The organism is Microbacterium indicum DSM 19969 (genome assembly GCF_000422385.1).
In the GTDB taxonomy this organism is placed as follows: domain Bacteria; phylum Actinomycetota; class Actinomycetes; order Actinomycetales; family Microbacteriaceae; genus Microbacterium; species Microbacterium indicum.
The window spans coordinates 1-26887 of sequence record NZ_AULR01000001.1; the positions used below are offsets into that span (position 1 = coordinate 1).

25 protein-coding genes and 1 tRNA gene are annotated in these 26887 nt (G+C 70.8%); 8 read left to right on the plus strand and 18 right to left on the minus strand.

From position 1 onward, the window contains the following. Nucleotides 1-222: 222 nt before the first annotated feature. From dapC to H576_RS0100050, 9 genes are all read right to left on the minus strand, one after another. Nucleotides 223-1332 (minus strand): succinyldiaminopimelate transaminase, encoded by a 1110-nt coding sequence (gene dapC, locus H576_RS0100010; RefSeq protein ID WP_029149210.1) that lies wholly within the window; start codon nucleotides 1330-1332, stop codon nucleotides 223-225. 39 nt (nucleotides 1333-1371) lie between these two features. Then, on the minus strand, nucleotides 1372-1692 hold the full coding sequence (fdxA, locus tag H576_RS0100015; RefSeq protein ID WP_029149211.1) for a ferredoxin: 321 nt from the start codon (nucleotides 1690-1692) through the stop codon (nucleotides 1372-1374). A gap of 48 nt (nucleotides 1693-1740) precedes the next feature. Continuing rightward, complete coding sequence (locus H576_RS0100020) at nucleotides 1741-2148, minus strand: hypothetical protein (protein ID WP_029149212.1); 408 nt, start codon at nucleotides 2146-2148, stop codon at nucleotides 1741-1743. 10 nt (nucleotides 2149-2158) lie between these two features. Next, nucleotides 2159-4063: a translational GTPase TypA gene (gene typA / locus H576_RS0100025; protein WP_029149213.1), complete on the minus strand. Its 1905-nt coding sequence runs from the start codon at nucleotides 4061-4063 to the stop codon at nucleotides 2159-2161. Between the two features lie 83 nt (nucleotides 4064-4146). After that, nucleotides 4147-4689, minus strand: a complete 543-nt coding sequence (locus H576_RS0100030; RefSeq protein WP_029149214.1) for a PH domain-containing protein — start codon at nucleotides 4687-4689, stop codon at nucleotides 4147-4149. Between the two features lie 73 nt (nucleotides 4690-4762). Further along, a complete protein-coding gene (locus tag H576_RS0100035; RefSeq protein WP_029149215.1) occupies nucleotides 4763-6433 on the minus strand; it encodes an ABC transporter ATP-binding protein in 1671 nt (556 codons plus the stop codon). After that, a complete protein-coding gene (locus H576_RS0100040; protein WP_029149216.1) occupies nucleotides 6430-7374 on the minus strand; it encodes an ABC transporter permease in 945 nt (314 codons plus the stop codon). The genes H576_RS0100035 and H576_RS0100040 overlap by 4 nt, the downstream gene beginning before the upstream one ends. After that, nucleotides 7364-8293 carry an ABC transporter permease gene (locus tag H576_RS0100045; RefSeq protein WP_029149217.1) on the minus strand — a complete coding sequence of 310 codons (930 nt, stop codon included), beginning with the start codon at nucleotides 8291-8293 and terminating at the stop codon, nucleotides 7364-7366. The genes H576_RS0100040 and H576_RS0100045 overlap by 11 nt, the downstream gene beginning before the upstream one ends. A gap of 193 nt (nucleotides 8294-8486) precedes the next feature. Next, nucleotides 8487-10136: a peptide ABC transporter substrate-binding protein gene (locus H576_RS0100050; protein WP_029149218.1), complete on the minus strand. Its 1650-nt coding sequence runs from the start codon at nucleotides 10134-10136 to the stop codon at nucleotides 8487-8489. A 258-nt stretch (nucleotides 10137-10394) separates the two neighbouring features. Here H576_RS0100050 and H576_RS0100055 point away from each other — a divergent pair, with 258 nt between their 5' ends. The 5 genes from H576_RS0100055 (at nucleotide 10395) to H576_RS0100075 (ending at nucleotide 13903) form a co-directional block, all read left to right on the plus strand. Continuing rightward, on the plus strand, nucleotides 10395-11162 hold the full coding sequence (locus H576_RS0100055; RefSeq protein ID WP_029149219.1) for a CPBP family intramembrane glutamic endopeptidase: 768 nt from the start codon (nucleotides 10395-10397) through the stop codon (nucleotides 11160-11162). 154 nt (nucleotides 11163-11316) lie between these two features. After that, on the plus strand, nucleotides 11317-12264 hold the full coding sequence (locus tag H576_RS13655; protein WP_051171921.1) for a hypothetical protein: 948 nt from the start codon (nucleotides 11317-11319) through the stop codon (nucleotides 12262-12264). 93 nt (nucleotides 12265-12357) lie between these two features. Next, nucleotides 12358-12825 (plus strand): NUDIX hydrolase, encoded by a 468-nt coding sequence (locus tag H576_RS0100065; RefSeq protein ID WP_029149220.1) that lies wholly within the window; start codon nucleotides 12358-12360, stop codon nucleotides 12823-12825. Next, nucleotides 12822-13241, plus strand: coding sequence for an NUDIX hydrolase (locus tag H576_RS0100070; RefSeq protein ID WP_029149221.1), 420 nt, complete (start codon nucleotides 12822-12824; stop codon nucleotides 13239-13241). The genes H576_RS0100065 and H576_RS0100070 overlap by 4 nt, the downstream gene beginning before the upstream one ends. Beyond that, on the plus strand, nucleotides 13238-13903 hold the full coding sequence (locus H576_RS0100075) for an NUDIX hydrolase (protein WP_029149222.1): 666 nt from the start codon (nucleotides 13238-13240) through the stop codon (nucleotides 13901-13903). Before H576_RS0100070 ends, H576_RS0100075 begins: the two co-directional genes overlap by 4 nt. Here the strand turns inward: H576_RS0100075 and H576_RS0100080 are convergent. Next, complete coding sequence (locus H576_RS0100080; RefSeq protein WP_036318703.1) at nucleotides 13855-15762, minus strand: ABC transporter ATP-binding protein; 1908 nt, start codon at nucleotides 15760-15762, stop codon at nucleotides 13855-13857. The genes H576_RS0100075 and H576_RS0100080 overlap by 49 nt on opposite strands. A gap of 250 nt (nucleotides 15763-16012) precedes the next feature. On the opposite strand from H576_RS0100080, the gene H576_RS0100085 reads away from it, so the two are divergent. Next, nucleotides 16013-17422 carry an MDR family MFS transporter gene (locus H576_RS0100085; RefSeq protein ID WP_084502354.1) on the plus strand — a complete coding sequence of 470 codons (1410 nt, stop codon included), beginning with the start codon at nucleotides 16013-16015 and terminating at the stop codon, nucleotides 17420-17422. Between the two features lie 45 nt (nucleotides 17423-17467). On the opposite strand, the gene H576_RS0100090 is transcribed toward H576_RS0100085, so the two are convergent. Further along, nucleotides 17468-18487 carry a pseudouridine synthase gene (locus H576_RS0100090; RefSeq protein WP_029149225.1) on the minus strand — a complete coding sequence of 340 codons (1020 nt, stop codon included), beginning with the start codon at nucleotides 18485-18487 and terminating at the stop codon, nucleotides 17468-17470. A gap of 78 nt (nucleotides 18488-18565) precedes the next feature. Between H576_RS0100090 and H576_RS0100095 the strand changes: the two genes are divergently transcribed. After that, nucleotides 18566-19621: a DUF2207 family protein gene (locus tag H576_RS0100095; RefSeq protein ID WP_029149226.1), complete on the plus strand. Its 1056-nt coding sequence runs from the start codon at nucleotides 18566-18568 to the stop codon at nucleotides 19619-19621. 24 nt (nucleotides 19622-19645) lie between these two features. Here the strand turns inward: H576_RS0100095 and H576_RS0100100 are convergent, their stop codons facing one another. Beyond that, a complete protein-coding gene (locus H576_RS0100100) occupies nucleotides 19646-20521 on the minus strand; it encodes a LysR family transcriptional regulator (RefSeq protein ID WP_029149227.1) in 876 nt (291 codons plus the stop codon). Between the two features lie 69 nt (nucleotides 20522-20590). On the opposite strand from H576_RS0100100, the gene H576_RS13660 reads away from it, so the two are divergent. Beyond that, nucleotides 20591-21490 (plus strand): EamA family transporter, encoded by a 900-nt coding sequence (locus H576_RS13660; RefSeq protein ID WP_051171923.1) that lies wholly within the window; start codon nucleotides 20591-20593, stop codon nucleotides 21488-21490. A gap of 6 nt (nucleotides 21491-21496) precedes the next feature. On the opposite strand, the gene H576_RS0100110 is transcribed toward H576_RS13660, so the two are convergent. The 6 genes from H576_RS0100110 to eno all read right to left on the minus strand — a co-directional run bounded on the left by H576_RS0100110 (nucleotide 21497) and on the right by eno (nucleotide 26781). Continuing rightward, nucleotides 21497-21570 (minus strand) — tRNA-Leu (locus H576_RS0100110). Between the two features lie 54 nt (nucleotides 21571-21624). Further along, the gene (locus tag H576_RS13665; protein WP_051171925.1) at nucleotides 21625-22965 is read right to left on the minus strand and encodes an NAD(P)/FAD-dependent oxidoreductase; all 1341 of its coding nucleotides are present in this window, start codon (nucleotides 22963-22965) and stop codon (nucleotides 21625-21627) included. A 15-nt stretch (nucleotides 22966-22980) separates the two neighbouring features. Further along, nucleotides 22981-24318, minus strand: coding sequence for a S8 family serine peptidase (locus H576_RS0100120; RefSeq protein ID WP_029149228.1), 1338 nt, complete (start codon nucleotides 24316-24318; stop codon nucleotides 22981-22983). Next, nucleotides 24315-24857 (minus strand): DUF501 domain-containing protein, encoded by a 543-nt coding sequence (locus H576_RS0100125; protein WP_029149229.1) that lies wholly within the window; start codon nucleotides 24855-24857, stop codon nucleotides 24315-24317. Before H576_RS0100125 ends, H576_RS0100120 begins: the two co-directional genes overlap by 4 nt. Nucleotides 24858-24936: 79 nt before the next feature. Beyond that, nucleotides 24937-25467, minus strand: coding sequence for an FtsB family cell division protein (locus tag H576_RS0100130; protein ID WP_051171927.1), 531 nt, complete (start codon nucleotides 25465-25467; stop codon nucleotides 24937-24939). 33 nt (nucleotides 25468-25500) lie between these two features. Next, complete coding sequence (eno, locus tag H576_RS0100135) at nucleotides 25501-26781, minus strand: phosphopyruvate hydratase (RefSeq protein WP_029149231.1); 1281 nt, start codon at nucleotides 26779-26781, stop codon at nucleotides 25501-25503. Nucleotides 26782-26887 lie beyond the last annotated feature (106 nt).

Sequence of the window (26887 nt, forward strand, 5' to 3'; positions counted from 1 at the left end):
GCCGGGAGCACCGGGAACTCGGCGATCCTGTCCCCGACAGTCAGCGTGGCCTTCTCAGGCAGGTGTCCCGCGTCGCTCACGGCGCCTCCTTGCGTTGTGCTTTTCGGTCGAGCATTCGGACGCGCCCGCGGGGGTGAGCGGGGATGTCCTGCAACAGCCTATCGGCCTCTCACGCCACTGTGAAACTCGGCAATATCGGGCGGCTCGGCCCTGTGGATCCCTCTAAGCGGAGGCTGCGAGGCGGCCCGCGGCGGCCGCGATCCGCTCGTCGGTCGCGGTGAGCGAGAGCCGCACATGCCGCGGGAAGAAGCCCCCGTAGAACACGCCGGGGCCCGCGAGGATCCCGAGACCCGCGAGGCGGTCCATCGACTCCCACGCGTCGCGCCCCTCTGTCGCCCAGAGGTAGAGCCCGGCCTCGCTGCGGTCGACGCGGAAGCCCGCCGCCTCGAGAGCGGGCTTCAGGAGCGCGCGGCGCACGCGGTAGCGCTCCTTCTGCTCGGCGACGTGCGCGTCGTCGCCGAGGGCGGCGATCATCGCCTGCTGAACGGGCGCCGGCGGCATGAGCCCCAGGTGCTTGCGGTTCTTCAGGAGCTCGGCCACGATCTTCCCGCATCCCGCGACGAACGCCGCGCGATAGCCCGCGAGGTTCGACTGCTTCGACAGCGAGTAGACGCTCAGCAGGTTCGCGCGGCTGTCGCCGGCGACGCGCGGATCGAGGATCGACGGGATCGTCTCGGCGTCCCACGGCGCCTCCCACCCGAGCTCGGCGTAGCACTCGTCGCTCGCGACGACGGCGCCGATCTCGCGGGCTCGCTCGACGGCGGCGCGGAGCTCGTCGACCGTCGCGACGCGGCCGTCGGGGTTGCCGGGCGAGTTGATCCAGACGAGCTTCGTGCCCTCGGGCCACTCCGAAGGTTCGTCGGCGGCGGCGGGCGTCGAGCCCGCGACGCGCGCGCCGACCTCGTACGTCGGGTACGCCGCGCGGGGGTGCACGACGACGTCGCCCTCGCCGAGCCCCAGGAGCGTCGGCAGCAGGGCCACGAGCTCCTTCGACCCGATGGTCGGCAGCACATTCGCGGGCGCGAGCCCCGGTACGCCGCGGCGGCGCGCGTACCAGGAGGCGATCGCCTCGCGGAGCGGGACGGATCCCGCCGTCGCGGGGTACGCGTGGGCGTCGGTCGCCGCGACGAGAGCGTCGCGGATCACCTGCGGCGTCGGATCGACGGGCGAGCCGATCGACAGATCGCAGATCCCGCCCTCGTGCTGCGCAGCGCGCTCGCGGTACGGGGCGACGCCGTCCCAGGGGTAGTCGTCGAGGTCGCGGATGCTCATCTCACTCCAGCGGTTTCCGGGTGCGCCGCTCGCGGAGCGTCAGTCTCCCTGCGGGGGAAGGGCCGAGATCAGGGGGTGGTCCTTGGGGATCACGCCGACCTTCGCCGCGCCGCCCGGCGAGCCGACCTCGTCGAAGAACTCGACGTTGGCCTTGTAGTAGTCCTGCCACTCGTCGGGCAGGTCGTCCTCGTAGTAGATCGCCTCGACGGGGCACACGGGCTCGCAGGCGCCGCAGTCGACGCACTCGTCGGGGTGGATGTAGAGGCTGCGTTCGCCCTCGTAGATGCAGTCGACCGGGCACTCATCGATGCACGCGCGGTCTTTGACGTCCACGCAGGGAAGGGCGATCACGTAAGTCACCCCCCGATTCTATGCGCCGCCGCCTGGCGGGCGCCTCGAAGGCTCGCCTTAATGTGACGACGCGTGACCGCTCTGGAGCGCGCGGATCCGGCGCATGTCGGGCCACGCCACGACGACGAGGACGATGCCGGCGAGGACGAAGGACCAGACGACGCCGAAGGGGAACGCGCCGTCGGCCGCCGCGGGGACGACGACGGATCCGCCCGGCCCCTCCCCCGAGAACAGCATGAGGGTCCCGAGCATGCCGACGGCCGCGGCGAGCGATTCGCCGCGGCCGTCCACGAGGAGGCGCAGCGCCACGAGGAGCGCCGCGCAGGCGAGGCCGCCCACGAGCATGCCGACGGGGAGCCAGCCCCACGCCGTGATCGAGTGCGTGATCGTTCCCGCCGCGCCGAAGACGGCGCCGGCGACGAGCGCGATCACCCACGAGACGACACGGGCGGCCCACATCTGCATGCGGCGGGTCTCAGCCCTGGCGCTTGCGGCGCGAGGCCTCGCGGCCGCGGGCCGAGGCGTCGAGGATCACCTTGCGGATGCGGACGTGCTCGGGGGTGACCTCGACGCACTCGTCCTCGCCCGCGAACTCGAGCGACTCCTCGAGCGACAGGAGCCGCGGCGGGGTCATCGACTCGAACGTGTCGGCCGTGGCCGAACGCATGTTCGTGAGCTTCTTCTCCTTGGTGATGTTGACGTCCATGTCGTCGGCGCGCGAGTTCTCGCCGACGACCATGCCCTCGTAGACCTCCTGCGTGGGCTGGACAAAGAACGACATGCGCTCCTGCAGGGCGATCATCGCGAACGGCGTCGCGACGCCCGCGCGGTCGGCCACGATCGAGCCGTTCTGGCGCGCGGTGATCTCGCCGGCCCACGCGTCGTAGCCGTGCGCGAGCGAGTTCGCGATGCCCGTGCCGCGGGTGAGCGAGAGGAACTGCGTGCGGAAGCCGATGAGGCCGCGCGACGGCACGATGAACTCCATGCGGATCCATCCGGTGCCGTTGTTGATCATGTTCTCCATGCGGCCCTTGCGGGCGGCGAGGAGCTGCGTGATCGCGCCGAGGTACTCCTCGGGGGTGTCGATCGTGAGCTCGTCGTACGGCTCGAGGGTCTTGCCGTTCTCGTCCTTCTTCGTGACGACCTGCGGCTTGCCCACCGTGAGCTCGAAGCCCTCGCGGCGCATGTTCTCGACGAGGATCGCGAGCTGCAGCTCGCCGCGGCCCTGCACCTCCCACGCGTCGGGCCGGCCGATGTCGTTCACGCGGATCGACATGTTGCCGATGAGCTCGCGGTCGAGGCGGTCCTTGACCATGCGGGCGGTCAGCTTGTGGCCCTGCACCTTGCCGACGAGGGGCGAGGTGTTCGTGCCGATCGTCATCGAGATCGACGGGTCGTCGACCGTGATGCGCGGCAGCGGACGCACGTCCTCGGGATCGGCGATCGTCTCGCCGATCATGATGTCCTCGAAGCCCGCGATGACGGCGATGTCGCCGGGTCCTGCCGACTCGGCCGGGTAGCGCGTGAGCGCCTTCGTCATCTGGAGCTCGGTGATGCGGGCGTTCTGCACCGATCCGTCGGAGCGGACCCAGGCGACCGTCTGGCCCTTCTTGAGTGTGCCGTTGAAGACGCGCAGGAGGGCGAGGCGGCCGAGGAACGACGAAGAGTCCAGGTTCGTGACCCACGCCTGGAGGGGCGCCTCGTCGTCGTAGGTCGGCGCCGGGACGTGCTCGAGGATCGCCTCGAAGAGCGGCTCGAGGTCGTCGTTGTCGGGCAGCTCGCCGTCGGCCGGGCGGTTGCGGCTCGCGGCGCCGGCGCGGCCCGAGGCGTAGACGACGGGGACGTCGAGCAGAGCGTCGACGTCGAGGTCGGGAACCGTGTCGGTGAGGTCGGACGCGAGGCCGAGCAGCAGGTCCTGGGCCTCGCCCTCGACCTCCTCGATGCGGGCATCGGGACGGTCGGTCTTGTTGACCAGGAGGATCACGGGGAGCTTCGCCTCGAGCGCCTTGCGCAGCACGAAGCGCGTCTGCGGGAGGGGGCCCTCCGACGCGTCGACGAGGAGCACGACGCCGTCGACCATCGAGAGGCCGCGCTCGACCTCGCCGCCGAAGTCGGCGTGGCCCGGGGTGTCGATCACGTTGATCGTGATGGGGCTCTCGGTGTGCTTGCCGTTGTACGAGATCGCCGTGTTCTTGGCGAGGATCGTGATGCCCTTCTCGCGCTCGAGGTCGTTCGAGTCCATCGCGCGATCGTCGACGTGCTCGTGCGAGCCGAAGGAGTTCGTCTGCCGCAGCATCGCATCGACGAGCGTCGTCTTGCCGTGGTCCACGTGGGCCACGATCGCGACGTTGCGGAGATCAGAACGGTGGGCAAGCGCCATGAAAGGGTTCCTTCTGGGAAGTCAGGGAGGCGCCCCGGAGATCAGGGCATGCCGATCTTATCGTGCGGTGCCGAGCGGAGCTCTCAGCGAGCGACGGCGACGGCGATCGCCGCCCAGATCGCGATCGCGACGAAAGCCCCGATCGCGGGCCAGTCGGCGCGGCGGCGCACGGCCGCGGGCGCGCGGTCGGCCCCCTCGCGGAGCTTCTCGAGCTCGCTCAGCTGGTCGTCGATCCGCTCGTCGGCGGCGGCGCGGCCGCGCCGCGAGCGCGCCGGACCGCGCGCCGCACCGCCCCACGCGGTGATGCGTCCGCCGGCCCTCAGCTCGAACTCGGTCTGATAGCGCAGCCCGATCGCGCGCACGGCGCCCCACGGGATCTCGCTCACGACGAAGGGATTCCGCACCGTCGCGCCCGCGGCGTCCGCGACGATGCGCGGCGAGACGAGGAACACCCACACGAACCACACCGCGAGGAGCATCCACGGGGCGATGAGGACGCCCTGGAGCGCGTCTCCTCGCACGAACACGTCGATGAGCAGGTACGCGCAGATCGCCGTCGTGATGCCGAACCACACCCACGCGCCGCGGGATCGCAGGACGAGGGGACGGTCGTCGGAGGGTGCCATCCCCCCAGCCTACGAAAAGACCGCTGGGCGCCCTCCCGGAAGGAGGACGCCCAGCGGACGGGTGCGGCTCGCGTCAGGCGCCGAGCTGCAGGTCGGCACCCGGGATCGCGTCGAGCAGGCGCTTCGTGTACTCCTGCTGCGGGTTCGCGAAGACGGTGTCGACCGAGCCCTTCTCGACGATCTTCCCCTTCTCCATGACGGCGACGAGGTCGGCCGCCACGCGGACGACCGCGAGGTCGTGCGTGATGAAGAGGTAGGTCAGGCCCAGCTCGCTCTGCAGCTCGCTGAGGAGCTGGAGGATCTGGTCCTGCACGAGCACGTCGAGCGCCGAGACCGCCTCGTCGAGGACGACGATGTCGGGCTTGAGCGCGAGGGCGCGCGCGATCGCGATGCGCTGGCGCTGGCCGCCCGAGAGCTCGTTCGGGTACCGCCACGCGAGTTCGCGCGGCAGGGCCACCTGCTCGAGGAGCTCGAAGACGCGGTCGCGGCGCGACGCCTGGTCGCCCACCCCGTGCACCTTGAGCGGCTCGCCGATCAGCGACCCGAGCGAGCGCATGGGGTCCAGCGACCCGTAGGGGTCCTGGAAGACGGGCTGCATGCGGCGGCGCAGGTCGAAGAGCTTCTTCCCGGCCAGCGTCGTCGCGTCGGTCCCGTCGATGAGGATCTGGCCCTCGGTCGCCTTCTCGAGCTGCAGCACCATCTTCGCGACGGTCGACTTGCCCGAGCCCGACTCGCCCACAAGGGCGAGCGTCTTGCCCTGGGGGATCTCGAACGAGACCCCGTCGACGGCGCGGAACGGCGTCGAGCGGAAGCCGCCGCCGCGGATCCGGTACTCCTTGACGAGGTCGCGCACCTCGACCACGGGGGCCGCGTCGCGCATGACCGACGTCGTGGTCGTGAGCCCGCCCTCGGCCGCCTGCACCTGGATCCGCTTCGACGCGAGGCCGGGGGCCGCCGCGACGAGGCGCTGGGTGTAGGGGTGCAGCGGGTTCTGCAGGATCTCCCTGGCCGGCCCCGACTCGACGATCTCGCCCTTGTTCATGACGATGATCGTGTCGGCGCGGTCGGCCGCGAGGCCCAGATCGTGCGTGATGAAGAGCACCGAGGTGCCCTTCTCGCGGGTCAGCGACGCGAGGTGATCGAGGATCACGCGCTGCACCGTCACGTCGAGGGCGCTCGTGGGCTCGTCCGCGATGAGCAGCGACGGATCGGCCGCGAGACCGATGCCGATGAGCGCGCGCTGGCGCATGCCGCCCGAGAACTGGTGCGGGAACTGGTTCATGCGCCGCTCGGCGTCGGCGAGGCCCGCCTGCTTCAGGACCTCGACCGCGCGGGCGTGCACGGCGGCACGGCCCTTCGCCAGGCCGTTGGCCCTGACGGCCTCCTTGACCTGGAAGCCGATCGACCACACGGGGTTGAGGTTCGACATCGGGTCCTGCGGCACGTAGCCGATGCGGCGCCCGCGGACCGACTCCATCTCGCGACGGGTCACCTTCGTCAGGTCGGTCCCCTCGAGCTCGATGGATCCGCCCGTGACGGCGCCCGTGCCGGGCAGCAGGTCGATGAGGGCCGTCGCCGTCGTCGACTTGCCGGAGCCCGACTCGCCGACGATCGCGACGGTCTCGCCGCGGTGGATGTCGAAGTCGACGCCGTGGACGACCTCGCGCTGCTTCTTCCCCGTGCCGAAGGAGATCTTCAGGCCGCGGACGCTCAGCAGCGTCTCGTTCGTGGTGGGGTCGCTCATCGCTGGGCCCTCGCCTTCGGGTCGAGCGCGTCGCGGAGCATCTCGCCGAGGGTCACGAACGCGAGGACCGTGACAGTCAGGGCGAGAGCCGGCCAGAACAGGGCCATGGGCGACGTGCGGATGGACGTCTGGGCGTTCGAGATGTCGGCACCCCACGAGACGGTGTTGCCTCCGAGGCCGACGCCCAGGAACGACAGGGTCGCCTCGGCGCCGATCGAGCCGGCGAGCGAGAGCGTCGCGACGACGATCACGGGCGCGATCGCGTTGGGCAGCACGTGGGCCAGCAGCGTGCGGAAGCGGCTGAGGCCGAGCGCGATGGATCCCATCACGAAGTCCGACTGCTTCACCCGGAGCACCTCAGCCCGCATGATGCGCGCCGTCGAGGCCCAGGAGAATCCGCCGATCGCGAAGGCCAGGACGAACACGTTCCGGAGATCAGACGGGATGACCGTCATGACGACGATCGCCGCGATGATGTAGGGGATCGTGAAGAAGATGTCGCCGACGCGCGAGAGGAGCGCGTCGAGCCATCCGCCGTAGTAGCCCGCGAAGGCGCCCATGACCATGCCGAGCACTGTGCTGATGATCGTCGCGAAGATGCCGACCATGAGCGAGACGCGCGTGCCGTAGACGAGGCGCGACCACACGTCGCATCCCTGGCGCGTGAACCCGAGCGGGTGCCCGGAGGACGGGCCGTTGTTGCTGAAGTCGAGCGAGCAGGCGCCGGGCCCGACGGGCAGTGTGCTCGTGAACAGCGTCGGGAAGACCGCCATGACGACGATCAGCACGATGATGGCCGCGGCGACCCAGAAGAGCACGCGCTTGCGCAGGTCGCGCCACGCGTCGAGCCAGAGGTTGCTCTTCTTCTCTTCGATTTTGACGGCGTCGACGACGACGCCCGCGTCGCTGAGCGGCGCGACGAAGTGCGTATTAGCTGACATAGCGGATCCTCGGGTCGAGCAGACCGTAGAGCAGGTCGATGAGCAGGTTCACGAACACGTACACCACGACGAACACCGTCACGAACGAGACGATCGTGGGGCTCTCGTGGCGGAGGATCGCCTGGTAGAGCGTGTTGCCGACGCCGGGCACGTTGAAGATGCCCTCGGTCACCGTTGCGCCGACCATGAGCGTGCCGAACGTGGTCGCCATGTCGGTGACCATCGGGATCAGCGAGTTGCGCAGCACGTGCACGGGGATGACGCGGCCGCGCGAGAGGCCCTTGCCGTACGCCGTGCGCACCCAGTCCTGGCCCATCATCTCGATCATCGAGGAGCGGGTCAGGCGCATGCTCGTCGCGTACACGCTGAGGCCCAGCACGATCGCGGGGAGCCAGAGGCCTCCCCACCCGTTGTCGGCGCCGACCGTCGGGTTGAAGATCCCCCACTTGACGCCGAGGAAGAACTGACCGACGAAGGCGAGGACGAACACGGGGACCGCGATGAAGATCAGCGCGACGACGAGCATGAGCTGGTCGTACCAGGTGCCCTTGAAGATCGCCGAGGTCGCGCCGATGATGATCGCCAGCACGAAGGCGATGACGACGGCCATGACCGCGAGGCGCAGCGTCACGGGGAACGTGCGGCCGAGGACCGTCAGCACGTCCTGGCCCGAGAACGTCGTGCCGAAGTCGAGGCGGAAGATGCCCCCGAGGTAGCTCAGGTACTGCACGATGAACGGCTGGTCGAGCTTGTACTGCGCGCGGAGCGCCTCGATGACGGCGTCCGACGGCGGCTTGTCTCCGAAGAGCGCCCGGATCGGGTCGCCCGGCATGGCGAAGACCATGAAATAGATCAGCAGGGTGGCGCCCAGGAACACCGGGATGACCTGCAGGATCCGTCTGAGGACGTAGCTAGCCATCCTCTTCCTTCCTGTGGATTTTCGGGAGCCCGCGGCTGGTCGCGGGGGCGCGCACCCGATCGGGGCGGATGCACAACCTCACCAGTCTGAACCGCCGACCTGAGAGCGAGTCGAGCGGATGCGGGCGGACATGCCGCGAGGCGGCGACTGGGGTGTCGCCGCCTCGCGGGGAGTGAGCCTGAGGCTCAGAGAGTCACTCCGACTTGGTGATCTCGTAGTAGAGCGGGACCGAGTCCCAGCCGAACTCGACGTTGTCGACGAGCGAGCTCCAGCCGGCGGTCACGTTCGAGTACCACAGGGGCAGGACGGGCAGGTCCTTGAGGAGGACCTCCTCGGCCTGGTGGTAGTAGTCGTTCGCGGTGTCCTCGTCGGTCGCCGTGATGCCCTGGTTCAGCAGGTCCTCGAACTCCGAGCTGTTGTAGTCGCCGTAGTTCGAGCCGGCGCCGTAGGTGTACAGCGGGGCGAGGAAGTTGTACAGACCGGGGTAGTCGGCCTGCCAGCCCGAACGGAACGCGCCGTCCATCGAGCGGGCGTCCTCGTCGGCCAGGAGGCTGGCGAAGTCGGCGTAGGGCTTACCCTCGGCGTCGATCCCGAGGACGTTCGAGATCGAGTTCGCGGTCGCGTCGACCCAGGCCTGGTGGCCGCCGTCGGCGTTGTACGCGATGTAGAAGGTGCCGTCGTAGGGGCTGATCGCGTCGGCCTGAGCCCAGAGGTCCTGAGCCTGGCTCTCGTTGTAGTCGAGGACCTCGGAGCCCGTGAGCTGGTCGGTGTAGCCGTCGAGCGTCGGCGACGTGAAGTCGGTCGCCGGCGTGCGGGTGCCCTGGAAGATCACGTCGGTGATCTGCTCGCGGTTGATGGCCATCGAGATCGCCTGGCGGCGCAGCTGGCCCTCTTCGCCCTGGAAGTGCTCCAGGTACTGGGGGATCGTGATCGACTGGAAGATCGCGGCCGGCTGGTTCACCGAGCGGCCTTCGAGGTCGGTCTCATAGGTCTCGAAGGCCGAGTCCGGGATCGCGTCGAGCACGTCGAGCTGGTCGCTCTGGAGGTCGGCGTAGGCCGAGTCCTGCGAGGCGTAGAACGTGATGTGCAGGCCGCCGTTCTGGGGCGTGCGGGGGCCGTCGTAGTCGGGGTTCGTCACGAGGTCGATGCCCGTGTCATGCTGCCACGCGCCGTCGCCGTCGAGCATGTACGGGCCGTTGCCGATCGGGTTCTCGCCGAAGCTGTCGTCGAGGACCAGGTTGTCGATGTCGCTGAACGCGGCGTCGGGCAGAGGCACGAAGGCCGTGTAGCCGAGGCGCTGCGCGAAGTCGGAGGCCGGCTGGCTCAGCGTGATCGTGAAGGTGTAGTCGTCGACCTGCTCGAGGCCCGACATGTGCGTGACGGCCTCGTCGGCGCTGTAGCCCTCGATGTCCTCGAAGAAGTACGCGGCGCTCTGCGCGTTGTCGAGGTTGGCGCCGTAGTTCCACGCGTTGATGAAGTTGTCGGCCGTGACCTCTTCACCGTCCGTGAACGTCAGGCCCTCGCGGAGCTTGACCGTCAGCTGCGTCGGCGAGTCGGTCGTGATCGACTCGGCGACCGCGTTCTCGGTCGAACCGTCGGCGTTGTAGACGATGAGGCCGTCGAAGATCGACGTGACGATCTTGCCGCCGCCGGTCTCCGTCGTGTTGGTCGGGATCAGCGGGTTCTGGGGCTCAGAGCCGTTGGTGCTGATGATCGCGGTGCTGCTGCCGGTGCCGGCGTCGCCCGAGTTGTCGCTGCCGGTGTCGCTCGAGCAGCCAGCGAGGGCGAACGCGCCCACCGCGAGAACCGCCACGCCCGACAGGGCGATCTTGTTGCGCTTCACGTATTCCTCCAGGGAAAGGGTTGGTCCGCGCGCCTGGGTCTGCTGTGCATACGGCGCGCGACAGGCTCACTTTATGTACCCGTTCGGCGTTCGCAAAACCTCTGCTCATGCTGTTACAAGCTGGAAACTTTCGGTATGTGACAGCGACACGCCCGAACGTTGCCACTCTGCGCAGCTGAACGCTTGCTGAACGATCAGTTCGCCAGATTCACCGCTCGGTAACGAATTGCACATAGCGGGTCGTGCCAGCCTGACGGTGTGACGGATCCCGTTTCCCCCTCCCCCGCGCCCTCGCGCACCCGCCTCGGGTGGGAGATCGGCATCGTGCTGTGCCTCTCGCTCGGGCAGTCGGCCATCACCTCAATGCTCTCCTTCATCAAGTCGGCCACCGCCGACGTCGCTCTCTCGCAGCAGGCCACGGCGCTGAACCCGACGCGGAGCGACCAGGCGCTGTGGGATGCGATCAGCCGGGTCCTCGACGTGTTCTTCGACCTGTGCCTCGTCGCGCTCGTCATCTACCTGCTGTGGGAGCCGGCGCGGTCGGCCTTCGAACGGATCGGGCTGACGTTCTCGCGCTTCTGGCGCGACCTCGGGGTGGGGCTGTGCCTCATCGCCGGGATCGGGATCCCGGGCCTCGCGCTCTACGCCGTGAGCCGGCTCGCGGGGCTGACGCTGCAGGTGCAGGCGTCGTCGCTCGACGCCGCGTGGTGGACGATCCCGCTCCTCGTGCTGTCGGCGGCGCGGGCGGGGCTGCTCGAGGAGGTCATCCTCAACGGCTATCTGCTGACGCGCTTCCGCGAGCTCGGGTGGCGGCCGTGGCAGATGCTCGTCTTCGTCTCGCTCCTGCGCGGCAGCTACCACCTGTACCAGGGCCCGGCGATGGCGGTCGGCAACGCCGTGATGGGCCTCGTCTTCGGGGCCGTCTACCTGCGCTGGGGCCGCGTCATGCCCCTCGTCCTCGCGCACACCCTCATCGACACCATCGCCTTCGTCGGCTACCCCCTGGCGGCCCCCTACCTCCCGTAGTTCCCCTTTTCTCCGTGTTTTCCCCACGCCGCGCGTGGGGAAAACACGGAGAAAAGGGGAGTCGGTACCGGCGGGCAACACGTCCACAGGCCGGATCGGGGCGGGTTGTCCACAGAACGGCGCCAGGGGATCCGGAGTCTGACACCGTCGGCGCATGACGACCACTCCCCTGCAGACGTTCCGGACCGCCCCCATCGAGCTCGTGACACGCGCGAACCTCGGCGACGACGACTTCCACCGGTGGCGGCGCGAGCACGACGTGTTCCGCGTTCGCCCCGCCGTCTACGCCGACCGCGACACCTGGTGGGCGCTCCCGCCATGGGATCGCTACCTCGCGCGGGTGCACGCCGCCGCGCTGCGCATGCCGCGCGCGGTCTTCGCGCGCGAATCGGCCTGCGCGCTCCTGGGTCTCCCCGTCCTCGGCGAGCCGACCGAGATCCACGTGCTCGTGCGGCGGCCCGGAGCCGCGCGCATCACGGGCGATGTGCAAGGGCACTTCGCGACGGACGAGCTCGAGCTCCTGCGCGCCGACGGGCTCGCCTCGGTGTCGGCGCGCGACACCGTCGTCGACATCGCGCGCTCGGGCCATCCCGCGTACGCGCTCGCGGTCGCCGACGCCGCGATGCGGGAGTCCGGGATCACCGGCAGCGATCTCACGACGATCAACGAGTCGCGCGTGAGCGCCCGCGGCCGGCGGCCCGCCGACTGGCCGCTGTCACGCGCGACGGGCGTTCCCGAGTCGGTGCTCGAGTCCATCAGCCTCGCGGCGATCGAATGGCTCGGCTTCCCCGCGCCCGAGCTGCAGGTCGAGTTCGATCTCGGCGGCGGGGCGATCGCGCGCGTCGACGCGTTCTGGCGGCGCTGGCGCGTGATCGGCGAGGCGGACGGAGCCGCCAAGTACCGCGGCGACGACCGGTCGATGCTCGCGGAGAAGCGCCGCGAGGACGCGCTGCGACGCCATGTCTCCGGCTTCGCGCGCTGGGGCTGGGACGAGATCCGCGAGCCGAACACCCTCGGCTCGATCCTCTCCGACGCAGGCGTGCCGCGGATCCGCCAGCCGGACGCGACGCGCCTCCGCATGCTCCGCGACCTCCTCCCCTGACGAATCTCCTTTTCTCCGCGTTTTCCCCACCCGAGGCGTGGGGAAAACGCGGAGAAAAGGAGATTCGAGGGGGGCTCTCGTAGGGTGGAGCGCATGGCGACACCCGACTTCGTTCTCAGGCTGCGCGAGAGGATCGGGCACGAGCTGCTGTGCCTCACGGGGGTGACCGCCGTCGTCCTGAAGGGCGACGAGGTCCTGCTCGTCGAGCGCGCCGACAACGGGCGCGTGACCCCCGTGACCGGGATCGTGGATCCGGGAGAGCAGCCCGCCGTCGCCGCCGTGCGCGAGGTCCTCGAGGAGGCCGACGTCGTCGCCGAGGCCGAGGCGCTCGTCTGGGTGCACAACCGCCCGCCGCAGACCCACGTCAACGGAGACGTCGCCCAGTACCTCGACATCGTGATCCGCTGCCGCCATGTGTCGGGCGATCCCTTCCCCGCCGACGGCGAGAACACCCGCGCCTTCTGGCGCCCCCTCGACCAGCTCGACGACCTCGACGGCGAGATGCGCGAGCGGATCCGCACGGCCGTCGCGCACGAGGGATCCGCGAGGTTCTCCGCGTGATCGACCACGAGAACAGGATCATCCGCGTGAGCGCCGTCGTCCTGCGCCACCCGGACGACGGCCGGATCCTCACGGTTCGCAAGCGCGGGACCGCGAAGTTCATGCAGCCGGGCGGCAAGCCCGAGCCGGGCGAGAGCGCCGTCGACGCCGCGATCCGCGAGATCCGCGAGGAACTCGGCGTCGACCTCGATCCCGCGCGCCTGCGCCTCCTCGGCGTCTTCAGCGCCCCGGCGGCGAACGAGCCCGGCTACACCGTCGAGAGCACGGCCTTCACGCACCCGCCCGTCGCGGGCGTCGCTCCGGCCGCCGAGATCGAGGAGATCCGCTGGGTCGACGACGCAGACGAGCTCGGCGACGAGTACGCGCCGCTCATGGTCACGCGGATCCTCCCCGCTCTGAAGGCGGCCGGCGCGTGACGGGCGCCCTCCGCGTCGCCGTCTCGACCGTGATCTTCTCGCTCCGCGGCGAGCGGCTCATGATCCCGCTCGTCCGCCGCACGCGCGACCCGTTCGCGGGCCGGTGGGCGCTGCCGGGCGGCTGGCTCGGCGCCGAGGAGGGCCTCGACGACGCTGCCGCGCGCACCCTCGCCGACACGACCGGGCTCTCGGCGAGCTGGCTCGAGCAGCTCTACGCGTTCGGCGACGTCGACCGGTCCCCCGACCGCGTCGTCTCGATCGTGTACTGGGCCCTCCTGCGCAGCGACCTCGTCGAGGCGCAGCGTTCGGCCGCCGGCGCCCCCGAGAACGTCGAGTGGTTCGACGTCGACGCGCTGCCGCCTCTCGCCTTCGACCACGCCGACATCGTCGCCTACGGCGCGTGGCGCCTGCGGAACAAGGTCGGCTACAGCCGCATCGCGGCCGGCCTCCTGCCCGACGAGTTCACCCTCACGGAGCTGCGCTCGGTCTACGAGGCCGTGCTCGGGCGGCGCATGGATCCGTCGAACTTCCGGCGCCTCATCGAGGGATCCCCCGCGCTCGTCCCGACCGAGGGAATGCGCACGGGGAGTCACCGCCCCGCGCGGCTGTACCGCTACGACGCGGAGCTCGACTCGATCGATCCGGGGCCGCTCTCGTCCTGATCGAGCACGCGGGTCGCCGCGAGCTGCTCGGCCGCGAGGTCGGCGTAGAGGCCCCCGGCCGCGATGAGCTCGCGGTGCGTGCCCGACTCGACGATGCGCCCGCCGTCGATCACGTGGATCACGTCGGCGTCGATCACGGTCGACAGCCGGTGCGCGATCGTCAGGGTCGTGCGCCCGTGCGCCGCCGAGTCGATCGCCTCCTGCACGACCCGCTCGCTCACGGTGTCGAGAGCGCTCGTCGCCTCGTCGAGGAGGAGGACGGGCGGATCCTTGAGCAGGACCCGAGCGATCGCGATCCGCTGCTTCTCGCCTCCCGAGAGCCGGTACCCGCGCTCGCCGACCACCGTGTCGTAGCCCTCGTCGAACCCGGCGATGATGTGGTGGATGTTCGCCTGACGGCAGGCCGTCTCGATCTCGGCGTCGGTCGCGTCGGGCTTCGCGTAGCGGAGGTTCTCGCGGATCGTCGCGTGGAAGAGGTACGTCTCCTGGCTGACGATGCCGACGTGGTCGACGATCGACGCGGTCTCGAGCGTGCGCACGTCGGCGCCCGCGAAGAGCACCTCGCCCGACTCGGCCTCGTACATCCGCGGCGTCAGGTAGAGCACCGTCGTCTTGCCCGCGCCCGACGGCCCGACGAACGCGACGTGCTGCCCGATCTCGGCGGTGAACGAGATCCGGTCGAGCGTCGGCCGCGAGTCGGGCGACGCGTCGGGGTAGCGGAACACGACGTCGCGGAACTCGATCCGCCCGATCGGCCCCGGCGCCCGGGTCACGGGGACGGCGTCCGGCCGGTCGACGATCGCCGGCGCGAGATCGAGGTACTCGAAGATGCGCGCGAAGAGCGCCTGCGAGGTCTGCACCTCGAGCGTGATGCGCATGAGGCTCGTGAGCGGCTGCAGGAGTCGCGCCTGCACCGTCGTGAACGCGACGATCGCGCCGGCCGTCACGGATCCGACGTCGCCCGAGATGAGGAAGCCCGCCGCGAGGTAGATCACGGCGGGAACCGCCGACATCAGCACCTGGACGAGGCCGAAGAACCCCTGGCCGCTCATCGTCTGCTGGATCTGCAGGCGGATCTGCGTGGCGTTCTCGTCTCGGTACCGCCCCGACTCGGCGCGCTGCCGGTTGAACGACTTCGAGAGAAGGATCCCCGACACGCTCAGCGTCTCCTGCGTGATCGCGGTCAGCTCCGACAGCGACTGCTGCGTCTTCGACGCGATCCGCGCGCGCACCTGCCCCACGCGCCGCTGCACGAAGATCAGGGGCGGCATGATCACGAGCGCGAGGATCGTGAGGCGCCAGTCGATCAGCACCATCGCGACGATCGACGCGATGACGGTGACGGTGTTGCCGAGGATGCTCGTGAAGGTCGAGGTGAGGACCCCCGACACTCCTCCGACGTCGTTCTGCAGCCGCGACTGGATGATGCCCGTCTTCGTGCGGGTGAAGAAGCCGAGCTCCATCGACTGCAGGTGGTCGAACATGCGCACGCGCAGGTCGCCCGTCACGCGGTTGCCGACGCTCGCCGTGAAATAGGTCTGCACGATGCCGACGAGAGCGCTCACGATGTACAGCGCGATCATCGCCACGACGAGCCAGACGAGCAGGTGCATCCTGACCCCGCCGGACGCGGGGAAGAGCGCGTCGTCGAAGATCCGCTGGATGACGAGGGGCGGGACGACGCCGAGCGCCGCGGCGACGACGACGAGTGCAGCCGTCGCCGCGATCCGCGCGCGGTACGGGCGGAAGAGCGCGACGATGCGCCGGACGAGGTCCGGGATCTCGGGGGCCTCGGCGTTCTCGGCGCGCTGCGCCCTCTCGTCGATGGGGCGCATCCCGCGCCCCATCCCCCGTCCCATGCTCACCCGTCGAGCTTAGGACGCCCGGCCCGCGGGACGATCGGATGAACAGACGCCCGGAGGGGGAATAGCGCGGGCTGACAGCCCGTTAGGCTTGACTGTCCGCTCGCGAGGGGCAATCTCCGCGCGCCCCTGGCCCGGGGCGGTCATCTTCTTCACCCCAGATGGAGTGTCACTTTTGACGACCACCGACACCGGAAGCGAGCGGTCTCCGCGCACGCAGTCCACCGAGACGGTCGATCCCCGCAGCATGCGGGTGATCTGGCTGCTCCTCGTCGCCGCCTTCGTCGCGATCCTCAACGAGACGACGATGTCGATCGCGATCCCCCACCTCCAGGCCGACCTTGGGATCCCGCCCGAGCAGGGCCAGTGGTTCACGAGCGGCTTCATGCTCACGATGGCCGTCGTCATCCCGACGACGGGCTTCATCATCGAGCGCTTCACGACGCGCCAGGTGTTCCTGGCCGCGATGATCGCGTTCTCGCTCGGCACGGCGATCGCGCTCGTCGCGCCCGGCTTCACCCTCCTCCTCGTCGGCCGCATCGTGCAGGCCGCTGGAACGGGCATCATGATGCCGCTCCTCATGACGACGATCATGAACGTCGTGCCGTCGCGCTCGCGCGGCCGCTTCATGGGCCGCGTCGGCCTCGTGATCTCCTTCGGCCCCGCGATCGGACCGACGCTCTCGGGCTTCATCCTCGACATCGCGTCGTGGCGCTGGCTCTTCGGGATCATCCTGCCGATCGCGCTCATCGCACTGCTCCTCGGGGCGAAGTGGATGACCAACCTCGGCGTGAACTCGCACTCCCCGATCGACGTCGCGTCGGTCGTCTTCTCGGCGCTCGGCTTCGGCGGCCTCGTGTACGGCCTCAGCCAGATCGGCAGTCACGGCGGCGCGGGCGGCGGCATGAGCCCCGTCGCGATCGTCTCGCTCGTCGTCGGCGTCGTGTTCCTCACGGTGTTCGTGTGGCGCCAGATCGCGCTCCAGAAGCAGGACCGCCCCCTCCTCGACCTGCGCGTCTTCCGCGCGCGCAACTTCGTGATGGGCGTCATCACGATGGCCGTCGTGGCATTCTCGATGTTCGGCACCTTCGGCCTGCTCCCGCAGTACCTGCAGAACATCGCGGGCCTCGACTCGCTCATGTCGGGCCTCGTGCTCCTGCCCGGCGCCGTGATCATGGGCGTGCTCGGCCCGTTCATGGGCCGGGTCTACGACGCCCGCGGCCCCCGCACGCTGCTCGTGCCCGGCACGATCCTCATCTCGGCATCGCTGTTCCTCTACTCGACGGTCGGCGCCGGAACGCCCCCGTGGCTCATCGTGGTCATCCAGATCGTCATGTCGGTGGGTCTCGCGAGCGCCATGACGCCGCTGATGTCGGCGTCGCTCGGATCGCTCGGGCGCCGCTACTACTCGCACGGATCGGCGATGCTCAACACCGTGCAACAGGTCGCGGGCGCCGCCGCGACGGCGCTCCTGATCGCGATCTACTCGTCGATCCTCTCGAGCGGCGTCGCCGACGGCCTCTCGGTCCCCGAGGCCGGCCAGAGCGGCACGCACCTCGCGTTCCTCATCGCGGCGATCGTCGCGATCGTCCCCGTCGTGCTCGCGTTCTTCATCGTGAAGCCCGAGGAGGACGCGCCCGCGCCGTCGGCGCACTGATCGCCCCGCCCATCGTGAGGCCGTCGCCCGATCCGGGCGGCGGCCTCACGCCGTCTCGGGGTCGAGCGCCATCCGCGTGCGGAAGTCGCGCCGCTCGCCCGTGAGCGGATCCGCGAACGCGAGCCGTTCGGCGAGGAGCTGCAGGGTGTGCGAGAAGTCGTAGGGATCCGGGTCGACGTCGCGCGGGTACACGGGGTCGCCGAGGAGCGGCATCCCGAGTGCGTCCATGTGCACGCGCAGCTGATGCGTCTTCCCCGTGTGCGGCTCGAGCGCGAACGCGCCCGCCCAGCGCCCCGCGTGCGGGAAGGTCCGCTCCAGCCGGATCGTCGTGAGCGCGTTGGGCTCGCCCGCGACCTCGCGCACAGGACGTTCGCCGTCGATCTTCCGCAGCCGGCTCCGCCTCTCGCGCGGCTCCCCCGTCTCGAGGCCGAGCGGGAGCGGATCCCCCGGCGTCCACCCCGCGGGCAGCCAGGCGAGCGCGCGGTACCGCTTGCTGACGGCGCGCTCCTGGAAGAGCATCTGGTAGGCGCCGCGGGTCTCGGGCCGCCGCGAGAGCGCGAGGAGACCTCCCGTGACGCGGTCGAGACGGTGGATCGCGACGAGATCGGGCTCGTCGCGCTCGACGCGCAGGCGCGTCACGACGCTCTCGCGCACGAAGACCCCGTTGGGCGTCGAGGCGAGGAAGTGCGGCTTGTCGAGGACGACGAGGTCGCGGTCCTCGTGCACGAGCGCGATCTCGAACGGGATCCGGGGCTCCGGCAGCACGGGCTTGTGGAAGGCGTAGAAGCCGCCGGGCGTCACGGGGTCGTCGAGCGAGACGCGGCGTCCGTCCTCGGCCGTGAGCTCGCCCGCGCCCGTGAAGTACTCGGCGCCCAGCGGGGCGTCTCCGAAGGCCTGCTCGCGGCCGAGCGTCGTCGGGATCACGACGCCCTCGAGCCACGCCCGGATCGTCGGGGGAACGGGATCGTGCATGCCCGCGTGGGTCTGCCGGCCGCCGGGCGCGCGCAGCCGCGCCGCCGAGATCCCCTCGCGCGGCGCCAGGACCCGCTTCGCCGCCCGTGCCACGAGTCCCGAGGCTACAGGCGCCCGGATGGGAGGCGGCCCCGTGACCGGGAGGGGGATCCGCGCCCCTAGAGTGCGGACATGGACGAACTCACGACCCCGCTGGTCGCCGCGCTCGTCGCGATCGAGGCCATCCTCGCCGTGTGGTCCGTGCTCGACGCGCTGCGCCGCCGCCCGCGGTCGCCCGGAACGGGGCGCGGCGTCGCCGTCACGGCGGCACCCGCGGGGATCGATCCGATGCTCGCCGCGGCGCTCCTGGGCGAGCCGCGGCGGATCGTCGCCGCGGGGATTGTCGACCTCGCGCAGCGCGGCGCGGTCGAGCTGCGCGACGACCGTCTCGACGCGTTCGGGGTGCGGCGCGCCGATCGCCTCGTGGAGATCCGGCTGCGCGATCGCGACGTGCCGCTCCCCTCGTACGAACGGATCCTGCTCGACGGCATGTTCCCGACGCGCGCGAGCACGTCGTTCCGGCCCTGGCGGCACGACCCGGTGTGGCGCGACGCGGTGACCGAGGCGGTCGCCGACGTCGAGGCCGAGGCGGCGAACCTCCGCGGCGGTCCCATCGCTGCGTGGCGCGCGGTGCTCGCCGGGCTCGCCGGCATCGCCCTGTTCGCGACGCTCCTCTGGGCGGTCGTGATGGAAGGGTTCCCCGTCGGCGGCGCGATCGGGATCGCCGTGGTCGGCGGGGCGCTCATGTTCGCCGCGAGGAGTCTGTCGAACCGGCCGCGATGGACGCCAGACGGTGCGGCGCTGCACGACCAGCTGGCGGGGCTCCGCGAGTTCATGGAGATGCCGGAGGACGACCGCCGCTGGCTCCTCGACGACACCTCGACATCCGGGCGCCGCAGGTCCTACGAGCCGCTCGCCGGCTTTGCCGCCGTGTTCGGCGTGCAGCTGCTGTGGGCCGCCGACCTCGACGCGTGCCTGTCCGACGCGGGCGACGGCCTCTCCTGGGTCGACGGATCCTCCGACCTCGCGTCCGTCTTCGACGGCGTCTCCTCCGACGCGGCGATCGACGGCGGCGGGACGGGGTCCGACGGCTTCGGCGGGGACGGCGACGGAGGAGGCGGCGGCGACGGAGGGGGCGGAGGAGGAGACAGCGGCGGCGGCGACGGAGGGGTCGGCGGAGGCGAGTGAGTTCGCCGTCCGCGAGGCGGCGGGTCAGCTTCCGCTGTTCCCGCCCTCGGCGTAGAGGTCCGTCACGGCGGCGATGAGCTCGGCGAGCCCGCCCGGCGGGTCATCGCGCCACCACGCGAGCCGCACGGGCACGCGCGGCCCGTCGGTGATGGGGCGGAACGTCACGCCCGATCGCGCGTGGTGGTGGGCGGTCGCCTCGGCGGTCGTGCCGACGGCCGTTCCCGCAGCGATCGTGTCGAGCCACTCGTCGACGTCGTGCGACTCGACGATGCGCGGCGGAGCTCCGGTCCCGGCCCAGAGGTCGACGCGCGTCGTGCCGGTGCGGGCGTCGACGACGACGGTCCGCTTCGCGACCTCGGCCATCGTGAGCCGGCGGCGCCGCGCCCATTCGGGGTCGTCCGACGCGAACGCGACGAGCCGGCGCTCGAGGCCCACGACAGCCGACCCGAAGCGCCGCTCGTCGACGGGGTTCCGCACGACGGCGACGTCGCACACGCCCTCGCTGAGCCCCGCCGTCGGCGAGTTCCGGCGCACGAGGTGCAGTTCGCGATCCGGGTGCCGCGCGGCCCAGGCGCGCTGCAGTCGCGGCGTCCGCTCCCCCAGCGCCGCCCACGCGTAGCCGAGCCGGAGGATCCCGTGCCGCGCGCTCACGGCCTCGGAGAAGCGCTCGGCCTCGGCGAGCAGGCGGCGCGCGTGCGGCAGCACCTGCGTCCCGAAGGCCGTCGGCTCGCACCCGCGGGGGACCCGGCGGAGCAGCGGATCCCCGATGCGGCGTTCGAGGGAGGCGATCGTCCGCGAGACCTGGGCCTGTGAGACGCCGAGGGCGATGGCGGCGTCGGTGAACGTGCCCGCGTCGACGGCCGCGACGAAGACCCGCAGCTCGCGGAGGCTCCAATCCATACGCCAAGCGTATCGCGATGCCCTGCCGTGCATTTCGCGCATGACCACCGCCGTACCTACCGTCATCGCATGGACCAGGATCCCGCGGCGACCGAGGGCCGCAGACGCGCGGCGGGCGTCGCCCTGATGCTCGCGAGCTCGGCGTCGAACCAGGCCGGCGCGGCGCTCGGCGCGACGGCGTTCCCCGCCATCGGCGCCGTCGGCGTCGTCGCCGTCAGGCAGCTCGTCGCCGCGCTGATCCTGACACCGGTCGTGCGGCCGCGGCTGCGCGGGCTCCGGCGGGACCAGTGGGTTCCGATCATCGGCCTCGCCCTCGTCTTCAGCGTCATGAACCTCAGCCTCTACGCGGCCGTCGACCGCCTCGGCCTCGCGCTCGCGGTCACGCTCGAGTTCCTCGGGCCGCTGACGGTCGCCGTCGCGGGATCCCGTCGGCTCGTCGACCTCGGCTGCGCGCTGCTCGCGGGCGTCGGCGTCGTCGTCCTCACGGGCCCGGGGCCGTCGAGCGACGTCGTCGGGATCGCCCTCGGCCTCGTCGCCGCGACCGCCTGGGGCGCGTACATCCTGCTCAACCGCGCCCTGGGGCGCCGGCTGCCTGGCCTGCACGGCACGGCCGCGGCGAGCCTCGTCACGGGGGCCGCGTGGACGCCGATCGCCGCCGTGTGGTTCGCGCTCCACACCCCGACCGCGTGCGGCATCGCGCTCGCGGTCGCGTGCGGGCTCCTGTCGTCGGTGCTCCCCTACGTCGCCGACCTGCTGGCGCTCCGGCGGATCCCCGCGCCGGTCTTCAGCACGCTGACGAGCATCAACCCCGTCTGGGCGGCCCTCGCGGGATGGATCGTGCTCGGCCAGGCGCTCGCGACCGCCGAGTGGACCGGGATGGGGCTCATCGTCGCGAGCAACGCGGTCGTCTCGGCGCGCGGGAGGCGCGCTCGGGCCGTCGCGGCGCCCGAGGGAGTCGCCGTTCGGTGATCCGCGTGCCCCCGCTGGGGTTCGAACCCAGACTGGACCGAGTTTAAGTCGGCTGCCTCTGCCGGTTGGGCTACGGGGGCGGATGCGCGAAGGCGCCCCTCCGCGCGAGCGGGAGGGGCGCCTTCTGCCGAGTGTCAGTCCTCGGTCTTCGGCTTCGGACGCGAGGCGAACTCCTGGAAGAACGCCTTCGGCTCGGCCGAGGCGGCGAGCTGCACCTGGTCGCGTCCGAGGAAGAAGTTGTGCACCCATCCCCAGATGACGCGCCACTTGCGCTCCCACGTCGGCATCGCGAGGCCGTGGTATCCGCGGTGCGCGATCCAGGCGAAGAAGCCCTTGATCGCGAGGTTGTTCGACTGGAACGCGCCCTTGTAGAGGCCCAGGCCGGCGACGGCACCCATGTTCTTGTGGATGTAGTCGACCGTCTGCTCGCCGCGGATGACCGCGACGAGGTTCTTCGCGAGGCGCTTGGCCTGGCGCACGGCGTGCTGCGCGTTCGGGACGCACATGCCGCCGACGCCGCCGCCCGTGAGGTCGGGGACGGCCGCGACGTCGCCGGCGGCCCAGGCGCCGTCGATGACGGTGCCGTTCTCGTCGATGACGCGGAGGTCGGCCTGCGTCGAGATGCGGCCGCGGCCCTCGCGGGGCAGGTCGGATCCGTTCACGACCTTCGGGTTGGCCATGACGCCGGCCGTCCAGATGATCAGGTCGCTCGGGTACTCGGCGCCGTCGCTCGTCTTGACGATGCCGTCGGTCGCGTCGGCGCACTGCGTCTCGAGGTGGATGTGCGCGCCGAGGCGGCCCATCTCCTTGATGACCCAGTTGGCGGTGTCGAGCGAGACCTCGGGCATGATGCGCGGGGCGGCCTCGATGAGGTGGAACTGCGTCTCCTCGAACGAGATCTCGGGGATCTTCTGGAGGAGCGCCGTGGCGGCCGACCGGAGCTCGGCGATCGTCTCGATGCCCGCGAAGCCGCCGCCGACGACGACCGTCGTGAGCAGGCGCTTGCGCGTCGCGCTGTCCTTGGGGAGGGCGGCGGCGCGCTCGTAGTTGCGCACGAGCGTGTCGCGGACCGCGATGGCCTCCTCGATCGACTTCATGCCGATCGCGTTCTCGGCGATGCCCGGGATCGGGAACGTGCGCGAGACCGAGCCGGCGGTCACGACGATCTGGTCGTACTGGTACTCCCAGCTCTCCCCGCCCTCGGGCGAGATCGTCGCGGTCTTCGACGCGTGGTCGATGTTCGTGACCTTCGCGTTGATGACGCGCGTCTTCTTCAGGTGGCGACGGTGCGAGACCACGGCGTGACGCGGCTCGATCGCTCCCGCGGCGACCTCGGGAAGGAAGGGAAGGTACGACATGTAGGGAAGCGGGTCGACGACGACGACCTCGGCCTCACCCGATCGCAGGTGCTTCTCAAGCTTCCACGCGGTGTAGAAACCTGCGTATCCGCCGCCGACGATGAGGATCTTAGGCACGAAAACTTGTCTCCTTTATTTGTCTGATGGACGCGAGGCGCGACCTGCGCGGAGCACGCGAATGCGCCGGAAAGATGCGACGACGCCGAGAACGATTCCTATACTACCGAGGCTCGCGGCCGCCAATGGCAACGTGACCTCCCGCATGCTCTCGGCGGAGGGGATCCAGGGACTCGACGCCGTCGCGGGCTCGTCGGCCGGGGGCAGCGCCGGGAGCGTGACGGGATCCGGCGTGGGCTCGGCCCCGTCGATCTCGCCCGCGGAGTCGGATCCGCGGTTGAGCCGGATCCAGGTCGCGAGGTCGCCCATGGGGTTCGAGTCGACGCGCGCGACGTCGTCGGTCAGCGCCGCGTCGGCGTCGACGATGCCGAAGCCGTAGAGCGGGTCGCGGCCGCCGTCCTGGTCGGGGGCGGGCTCGGCCGTCTTGATGATGCGCTCGATGACGTTGTTCGCGTCGAGGTTCGGATACTCCGAGCGGATGAGGGCCGCGATCCCCGAGACGATCGGAGCCGCGGCGCTCGTGCCGCTCCACTCCTCGACGTCGCCCGAGGGCCCGATGCCGAGGAGGTCCTCGCTCGGCGCCGAGACCCCGATCGTGATGCCCTGCGTCGAGGCGATGTCGCTCGCGTGGCCCGACGGATCCACGCCGCCGACGACGAGCACGCCCGGGATCGTCGCAGGGGCGCCGACCATCGTCGTCCCGCTGCCGCGGTTGCCCGCCGACGCGACGACGACGACGTCGTGGTCGTACGCGTAGGTGAACGCGTCGTCCCACGACTCGTCCCACGAGGTCTGGTTGGTCGTGAACGAGAGGTTGATGACGTCGGCCCCGTTGTCGACGGCCCACTTCATGGCCTCGGCGAGCTGATCGGAGAACGGCACGTCGCTGACCGAGCCGAAGCCGAGCGACACCGAGAGGATGTCGGCCTCGGGGGCGACCCCGATGAGGCCCGCTTCCTCGCCGTCCCCGCGCGAGGCGAGGAGCGACGCGACCCACGTGCCGTGGCTGCGCGTCTCGACGTCGGCGCCGAGCGAGGTGCGGCCGTCGGCCGAGCCGACGCCCGAGGCGTCGTGCCCTCCGGTGACGGCGCCGTCGAGCTCGGGGATCCCCGAGGCGACGCCGCTGTCGATGACCGCGACCGTCGTCCCCGCGCCGCGCGTGTGCTCCCACGCGTCGCTGATGCCGTACTGATCGAGCCAGTACTCCCCCGCCCGGATGGGATCCTCGGTCGGAGTCGGGGTGGGGGTCGGCGACTCCGTCGTCTCGGCGGCGGCCGGTGGGGCCGCGAGGATCGCGCACGCCAGCACGAGCGCTGCGACGAGCGCCCTGCGGGTGTGACCGATCCGCGTCATTCCGCGTCGGGATCCTCGTCGCGCAGCGCGGCGCCGGGGTCGTCGCACGCGCAGCGCTCGGGCGACCACGCGGAGCGCTCGAGCGCGAGGTCGCCGATCGGGTTGACCCCGGGGCCCGCCGCGAGCGCGTGTCCCGCGAGGGCGTGCAGGCACTTGACGCGCGTCGGCATGCCGCCGGCCGAGATCCCCGCGATCTCCTCGACGTCGCCGAACTGCGCCCGGTCGGCGAGATACGCCTCGTGCGCCCGGAGGTACTGCGCGCGCACGTCGTCGTCCGACGCGAGGAGCTCGGTCAGCTCGACCATGACGTGATCGGCCTCGAGGCGCGACATCTCGGCCGTCGCGGCGGGGTGCGTCAGGTAGTAGAAGGTCGGGAACGGCGTGCCCTGCGGGAGGCGTGGACGCGTCGACACGACGGTCGGGTTGCCGCACGCGCACCGCGCCGCGATCCCGACGACGCCGCGGGCCTCGCGGCCGAGCTGCGCCGAGACCACGCGGATGTCGGCGGGCGTCACGGGATCGAAGGGGGGAGTCGTCACCCGACGAGGCTACCCGCGGCCCCCGAGAACGCCTGGGGTTTCGCCCCACGTCGCGGGGGATCGAGAGGGATCCGTGACCTCAGCCCGCGGGCGTCTCGGTCGCCTCGGGCGTCGGCTGGAACACGCTGTCGTCGCCCGTGTCGCCCGTCGCCTGCTCGGCGAGGCCCGACTCGACGACGGAGCGCAGCATCGTGCCCATCCAGTCGCTCTTCTCCTCGGTCGCCTCGTCGCTCACGGGGGCGGGCGTCTCGGCCGCCTCGTCGTCCGGGAGATCGTCCTCGACGAGGTAGACGGTCTCCCCCGGCTTCGTGAAGTACAGCCGCGAGCGCGCCTCGCTCATGATGTACGCCGGGTCGTGCCAGCGATCCTGCTCGCGCTGCAGCTCGGCGATGTCGTCCTTCGTGACCTCGACGCCGGCCTGGGCCGCCGCGATCTGCTGGCGCATGTCGATGTACCCCGACACCGACGGCACGAGGATGAACGCGCCCAGGACGACGAGCCCCAGCATGATGACGGCGAAGCCCGAGAGCCGGATCCCCCCGAGCCAGCCGCGCACGTCGACGCGCGCACCCGCCCGGGTACGCCGAGAGGGAGCCGCCTTGTTCGTCATGGGCGACTCCCTCTCGTTCAGCGTCGTGTGCGCTCAGCCCTGGAAGCGGGGGTAGGCGCTGCGGCCCGCGAACGTCGCCGCGTCGCCCAGCTCCTCCTCGATGCGCAGAAGCTGATTGTATTTCGCCACGCGGTCGGAGCGAGCAGGCGCGCCCGACTTGATCTGGCCCACGTTGAGCGCGACCGCGAGGTCGGCGATCGTCGTGTCCTCGGTCTCGCCCGAGCGGTGCGACATCATCGCGGTGTAGCGGGCGTTGTGCGCCATCGAGACCGCGTCGAGGGTCTCGGTGAGCGTGCCGATCTGGTTGACCTTGACGAGCAGCGAGTTGGCGACGCCGAGCTCGATGCCCTTCTTCAGGCGCTCGGGGTTCGTGACGAACAGGTCGTCGCCGACGAGCTGCACCTTGTCGCCGATGCGCTCGGTCAGGGCCGCCCAGCCCTCCCAGTCGTCCTCGGCGAGCGCGTCCTCGATCGTGACGAGCGGGTAGTTCGCGAGGAGCTCCTCGTAGTAGCCCGTGAGCTCGGCGCTCGTCCAGTCCTTGCCCTCGAAGCGGTAGACGCCGTCCTGGAAGAACTCGGTCGAGGCGACGTCGAGGCCCACCGCGATGTCCTTGCCCGGGGTGAAGCCGGCCTTCTCGATCGCCTGGAGGAGGAAGTCGAGCGCCTCGCGGTTGCTGGGCAGGTCGGGGGCGAAGCCGCCCTCGTCGCCGAGGCCCGTCGCGAAGCCGCCCGAGAGCAGCTCCTTCTTGAGCACGTGGTAGGTCTCGGCGCCCCAGCGGAGCGACTCGGCGAACGTCTCGGCACCGTGCGGCACGAGGAAGAACTCCTGCATGTCGATGCCGTTGTCGGCGTGCTCGCCGCCGTTGATGACGTTGAGCGCGGGGACGGGGAGCACGTGGGCGTTCGCGCCGCCGACGTAGCGGTAGAGCGGGAGGTCGGCGCTGTCGGCGGCGGCCCTCGCGACCGCGAGGCTCACGCCGAGGATCGCGTTCGCGCCGATGCGCGACTTGTTCTCGGTGCCGTCGACGTCGATCAGCGTCGCGTCGACCGCGCGCTGGTCGGTGGCCTCGAGACCCTCGATGGCCGGGCCGAGCTCGTCGATGACGCCGTCGACGGCCTTGAGGACGCCCTTGCCGCCGTAGCGGGCCTTGTCGCCGTCGCGCAGCTCGTACGCCTCGAACGCTCCAGTCGATGCGCCGGATGGGACGGCCGCGCGCTGCACGATGCCGTCGTCGAGGAGGACCTCGACTTCGACGGTCGGGTTGCCGCGCGAGTCCAGGATCTCGCGAGCGCCTACTGCCTCGATCTGTGCCACGGATGACTCCTTGCTGATGGCGGAAGAGGTTTGCGGATCCAGTCTAGGCGGGAGCCCCGCGGGGCGCCGCGCCGCGGCCCGGACCCGCGCGGCGGAACGTCTGGTG

Coding starts and splice junctions, on each gene's coding strand:
- dapC (WP_029149210.1), bottom strand. CDS start 1,332: ATGAGCATCCGCGACCTCGACGACTACCCCTGGGACGGCGTCGCCCCG.
- H576_RS0100020 (WP_029149212.1), bottom strand. CDS start 2,148: ATGCAGATGTGGGCCGCCCGTGTCGTCTCGTGGGTGATCGCGCTCGTC.
- typA (WP_029149213.1), bottom strand. CDS start 4,063: ATGGCGCTTGCCCACCGTTCTGATCTCCGCAACGTCGCGATCGTGGCC.
- H576_RS0100030 (WP_029149214.1), bottom strand. CDS start 4,689: ATGGCACCCTCCGACGACCGTCCCCTCGTCCTGCGATCCCGCGGCGCG.
- H576_RS0100035 (WP_029149215.1), bottom strand. CDS start 6,433: ATGAGCGACCCCACCACGAACGAGACGCTGCTGAGCGTCCGCGGCCTG.
- H576_RS0100040 (WP_029149216.1), bottom strand. CDS start 7,374: ATGTCAGCTAATACGCACTTCGTCGCGCCGCTCAGCGACGCGGGCGTC.
- H576_RS0100045 (WP_029149217.1), bottom strand. CDS start 8,293: ATGGCTAGCTACGTCCTCAGACGGATCCTGCAGGTCATCCCGGTGTTC.
- H576_RS13655 (WP_051171921.1), top strand. CDS start 11,317: ATGACGACCACTCCCCTGCAGACGTTCCGGACCGCCCCCATCGAGCTC.
- H576_RS0100065 (WP_029149220.1), top strand. CDS start 12,358: ATGGCGACACCCGACTTCGTTCTCAGGCTGCGCGAGAGGATCGGGCAC.
- H576_RS0100080 (WP_036318703.1), bottom strand. CDS start 15,762: ATGGGACGGGGGATGGGGCGCGGGATGCGCCCCATCGACGAGAGGGCG.
- H576_RS0100085 (WP_084502354.1), top strand. CDS start 16,013: ATGCGGGTGATCTGGCTGCTCCTCGTCGCCGCCTTCGTCGCGATCCTC.
- H576_RS0100095 (WP_029149226.1), top strand. CDS start 18,566: ATGGACGAACTCACGACCCCGCTGGTCGCCGCGCTCGTCGCGATCGAG.
- H576_RS0100100 (WP_029149227.1), bottom strand. CDS start 20,521: ATGGATTGGAGCCTCCGCGAGCTGCGGGTCTTCGTCGCGGCCGTCGAC.
- H576_RS13660 (WP_051171923.1), top strand. CDS start 20,591: ATGGACCAGGATCCCGCGGCGACCGAGGGCCGCAGACGCGCGGCGGGC.
- H576_RS0100120 (WP_029149228.1), bottom strand. CDS start 24,318: ATGACGCGGATCGGTCACACCCGCAGGGCGCTCGTCGCAGCGCTCGTG.
- H576_RS0100130 (WP_051171927.1), bottom strand. CDS start 25,467: ATGACGAACAAGGCGGCTCCCTCTCGGCGTACCCGGGCGGGTGCGCGC.